This is a genomic window from Psychrobacter sp. 1U2 (genome assembly GCF_051847575.1).
The window spans coordinates 1-785 of record NZ_JBPYDC010000896.1 but is presented as its reverse complement, the minus strand read 5'-3'; the positions used below and the strand labels follow the sequence as shown (position 1 = coordinate 785).

The following is a 785-nucleotide window of genomic DNA, read 5'->3' as shown; positions in this document are numbered from 1 at the left end:
TCAATATGCCGCTGAAAAAGATGACGTCATCGCGCAGTTTAATGCGCTATGTAAAAAAGGCTCAGTCGCTGAAGCAGATTTGGCTAAAGCTGAAAAAATCGGTATGGATACTGGCCTTACCGTGACGCATCCATTGACGGGCGAAAAAGTGCCGGTTTGGGTCGCTAACTATGTACTTATGAGCTATGGCTCAGGTGCGGTAATGGCGGTTCCTGCCCATGATGAGCGCGATTACGAGTTTGCCACCAAATACAATCTACCTATCAAACATGTCATCCAGTCTCCTGATAGTTATGCTGAGTCTGTCATCGCTGACGCCAAAGCAAATAGTTCTGAGCCAAACCTTGCTTATACTGAGCGCAACACCCTAGTCAATTCAGATGAATTTGACGGTATGGATTTTGATCAAGCGTTTGAAGCTATGCTTGCCAAGCTTAAACCACAAGAGCTAGCTAAGAAAAAAATCCAATATCGCCTACGTGACTGGGGTGTTTCTCGCCAGCGCTATTGGGGCTGCCCTATCCCAATGGTCAACTGTGAGCATTGCGGCACAGTCCCTGTTGAAGAGCAGGATTTGCCCGTTGTACTGCCAACTGACGTCGTTCCAGACGGCCGCGGTAATCCTTTGAAAAACATGCCAGAGTTTGTGAATACTACTTGTCCTAAGTGTGGCAATCCTGCTGAGCGTGAGACGGATACGTTTGACACCTTTGTTGAGTCAAGCTGGTACTACGCGCGCTTTGCTAGTCCGAACGATACGCAAAATATGGTCAACAAATCTGCTG

1 protein-coding gene is annotated in these 785 nt (G+C 47.5%); it reads left to right on the top strand.

The annotated features are described in order from the left end of the window. The coding region (locus ACS8FD_RS19410) for a class I tRNA ligase family protein (protein ID WP_439277067.1) at window positions 1-785 on the top strand (785 nt) is incomplete at both ends.